The 3543-nt window shown below is 66.3% G+C and carries 4 protein-coding genes; all 4 read right to left on the bottom strand.

Annotation, left to right across the window (positions count from 1 at the left end):
* Nucleotides 1–482: SDR family NAD(P)-dependent oxidoreductase (locus Q8M13_RS10370; protein WP_305299880.1), on the bottom strand; the 482-nt coding region annotated here is incomplete at its 3' end.
* A gap of 39 nt (nt 483–521) precedes the next feature.
* Nucleotides 522–1664 (bottom strand): patatin-like phospholipase family protein, encoded by a 1143-nt coding sequence (locus Q8M13_RS10365; protein ID WP_305299879.1) that lies wholly within the window; start codon nt 1662–1664, stop codon nt 522–524.
* Between the two features lie 129 nt (nt 1665–1793).
* A complete protein-coding gene (locus tag Q8M13_RS10360; protein ID WP_305299878.1) occupies nt 1794–2231 on the bottom strand; it encodes a GNAT family N-acetyltransferase in 438 nt (145 codons plus the stop codon).
* Nucleotides 2231–3543: class II fumarate hydratase (gene fumC / locus Q8M13_RS10355; protein WP_305299877.1), on the bottom strand; the 1313-nt coding region annotated here is incomplete at its 5' end. The genes Q8M13_RS10360 and fumC, both read right to left, overlap by 1 nt.

Below are 3543 nucleotides of genomic sequence, written 5' to 3'. Positions count from 1 at the left end.
TGCTTGGCCGCCACATAGGCCGACTTGTAGGGCGAGCCCACCAGCGAGTGAGCCGAGGCCGTGGAGATGATCCGACCCCAGCCGCGGGACTTCATGCCCGGGACCGCGGCGTGGATGGCGTGGAACGCGGAGGACAGGTTGATGGCGATGATCTGGTCCCACTTCTCGGTTGGGAAGTCCTCGACCGGCGAGACGAACTGGATGCCGGCGTTGTTCACCAGCACGTCGACCGCGCCAAAGGTGGTCTCGGCCAGCGCGATCATCTCGGCGATCTGCTCGGGCTTGGTCATGTCGGCGCCGGAATAGACGGCCTTCACGCCGAACTCGGCCTCAATGCCGGCGCGTTCCTTTTCGATGGCGGCCGGATCACCAAAGCCGTTGATCAGAACGTTGGCGCCCTCCTGGGCCAGGGCGCGGGCGATGGCCAGACCGATGCCGCTGGTTGATCCGGTGACGACGGCGGATTTGGACTTGAGGCTCATGAGGAGGCTCCTTGGGGCGGTGAGACGGACGGCTGAAAGTTAGGGCTCGCCCTGTTCCACGGCTTCGCGGCCGGGATCGAAGACGGCGGTGGCGTTGGCCTGCGGGCGGTGGGCGTAGCGATCAAGCTTGCGGCGGCACCGGGCCGCGTCGGCGACGCCCGAAGACCAATGGTCGAGCATGGTGTGGCGCGAAAACTCGAAGTCCTTGAAGCCGCCCTCATAGGACTTGGCGCGGTAGATGAGCTGGATCACCGTGACCGCATGCTCCTTGGAAAGATCCTTGAGCAGTCCGACGCTCGGGTCGCTCGCCATCGGTTCAGGCAGGGTGGCCAGCAGGTCGCGCAGCGCGGCCTTGAGGCGATGGATACGCAGATTTGCGTCGGTGTTCAGCCGGGTGCGGCTGGAATAGCGGATGTCCTTCTCGCGCTCGGCGGCCTCCCCAAGCGTTACGGGCACCGGGCCGCGGGCGTTGAAGAGATCGACCTGGAAGATCATCAGGTCCTCGTCGGCGCCGGTGTCGAGCACGTACTCAAGCGGGGTGTTGGAGACCAGGCCGCCGTCCCAGTACCACTCGCCCTCGATCTCGACCGGCGGCAGGCCGGGCGGCAGCGCGCCGGAAGCCATGATGTGCTCGGGCCCGATCTTCTGATGCAGGTTGTCGAAATAGACGAAGTTGCCGGTCTTGATGTGGACCGCACCGACGCTGAGGCGGGTTTCCTTGGCGTTGATGCGGTCGAAATCGACCAGTCGCTCCAGTGTCTCGCGTAGAGGCGTGGTGTCGTAGAAGCTGAGCGCGCCGGGGTCCTGGGTCGCCGGCAACCACGGCCTAAGCAGGCGCGGCGAGAAGAAGCCGGGTACGCCGCCCGCCACCGCCCAGCCGGCGCTGGCGTCGCTGATCGCCGCGCGGGCCTGCTCCATCATCGGCAGGGGTGACGGGGTCCATCCAGACGTGACGAGGTTCCAGAATTCGCGCAGCCGCTCGACGCGCAGTTCTGGCGGGTTTCCAGCGATGATCGCGGCGTTCACCGCGCCGATAGAGATTCCGGCGACCCAGCTCGGGTCCAGCTCTCCCTCGCGCAAAGCCTCATAGACCCCGGCCTGGTAAGAGCCGAGCGCGCCGCCACCCTGAAGGACGAGTACGCGGCGGGGCTGGGCGGTGTCGGATTGAGCTTCAGGCTGCATAGGCGCCCCGGGGGGTGGCTGGATGATCGAAGGATCATCTGCGCACCCATATTGCGGCGCACAAAGGGCGGCCAGCAAGCCTCTGCCTTACGGCTGTATCAACATTCTGCAAGGCGGCGCCGAAGCCCCCTAACGGCGAAGCTCATGTGACCAGGCCCGCCCCGTGACGCGCCGGAAGCCTTGGGCTTCCCAGAAGGCGCTCGCCGTTGCATCGCCGGCATGTACGGTGAGCAGCGTGGCGTTGTCGAAGCCTTCGTGAACCAGCGCCGCAACGATGGTTCGGGCCGCGCCGTTTCTGCGGGCGCCGGGATGCACGAACAGGCGGCGCAAGCGCAGAGCCGGCTCGGCGGTCTCGGACGGCTCGCGGGTGACGCCGCCTATGCCGACCAGTTCGCCCTCTTGATAGGCGGCCAGCAGGGCCTCGCCGTCGCCGGCGAAGCGCTGCGCGCCGGTGAGCCAATCCTGACTCAGCCTGTCGAGGTGACGATACCCATCGGCGGCCGCCGCCGAGCGCAGGCGTTCGAAGTCGCCGGGCAGTTCGTCGGTGACGCGGACGAGTTGGAACATCAGCCCGGGCTGATCATCTTTTCCGGGCGGACCAGGGCGTCGAACTCTTCGTTGGTCACGTACCCGCCGCCGACCGCTTCATCGCGCAGGGTGGTGCCGTTCTTGTGGGCGGTCTTGGCGATCTTGGCGGCGTTGTCGTAGCCGATCTTGCCGTTGAGGGCGGTGACCAGCATCAGCGAGCGCTCGAGGGCGGCCTTGATGTTGTCTTCGCGCGCTTCGATGCCGACCACGCAGTTGTCGGTGAACGAGATCGAGGCGTCGGTCAGCAGGCGGCAGGACTGCAGGAAGTTGTAGGCCATCACCGGGTTGAAGACGTTCAGCTCGAAGTGGCCTGAGGCGCCGGCGAAGGTGAGCGTGGCGTTGTTCCCGAACACTTGGGTGCAGACCATGGTCAGGGCCTCGCACTGGGTGGGGTTAACCTTGCCCGGCATGATCGAGGAGCCCGGTTCGTTCTCCGGCAGGGCCAGTTCGCCCAGGCCCGAACGGGGGCCGGAGCCCAGGAAGCGGATGTCGTTGGCGATCTTGAACAGCGAGCCGGCGACCGTGTTGATCGCGCCGTGGCTGAATACCATCGCGTCGTGCGCGGCCAGGGCCTCGAACTTGTTGGGCGCGGTGATGAAGGGCAGGTGGGTGATGTCGGCGATCTTCTTGGCGACCAGTTCGGCGAAGCCGACCGGCGCGTTCAGGCCGGTGCCGACCGCGGTGCCGCCCTGGGCCAGCTCATAGAGGCCGTGCAGGGTGTCCTTGATCCGCCGCACGCCGTTGGCGACCTGTTGCGAGTAGCCGGAAAACTCCTGGCCGAGCGTCAGGGGCGTGGCGTCCTGGGTGTGGGTGCGGCCGATCTTGATGATGTGGTCGAAGGCCTTGACCTTGACCTTGAGGGCCGCGTGCAGGTGCTCCAGCGCCGGCATCAGTTCCTTGGCCACCTGTTCGGCGCAGGCGATGTGCATCGCGGTCGGATAGGTGTCGTTCGACGACTGGCTCATATTGACGTGGTCGTTCGGGTGGACCGGGCTCTTGGAGCCCATGACACCGCCCAGCATCTCGATGGCGCGGTTCGAGATCACCTCGTTGGCGTTCATGTTCGACTGGGTGCCGGAGCCGGTCTGCCAAACCACCAGCGGGAAGTGGTCGTCGAGCTTGCCGTCGATGACTTCCTGGGCGGCGGCGACGATGGCCGCGCCGATCTTGGGGTCGAGTTTGCCGAGTTCCATATTGGCTTCGGCGGCGGCGCGCTTGACGATGCCCAGCGCCCGGATCACCGGCTTCGGCTGCTTTTCCCAACCGATCTTGAAGTTGCCGATCGACCGTT

This window comes from Phenylobacterium sp., assembly GCF_030681155.1.
Classification (GTDB): domain Bacteria; phylum Pseudomonadota; class Alphaproteobacteria; order Caulobacterales; family Caulobacteraceae; genus Phenylobacterium.
The sequence above is the reverse complement of the archived record's forward strand: the minus strand, read 5'-3'. Positions and strand labels throughout refer to the sequence as shown.

Excerpts from the sequence above, each read along its gene's own strand:
- Q8M13_RS10365 (WP_305299879.1), bottom strand. The coding sequence starts at position 1,664 with ATGCAGCCTGAAGCTCAATCCGACACCGCCCAGCCCCGCCGCGTACTC.
- Q8M13_RS10360 (WP_305299878.1), bottom strand. The coding sequence starts at position 2,231 with ATGTTCCAACTCGTCCGCGTCACCGACGAACTGCCCGGCGACTTCGAA.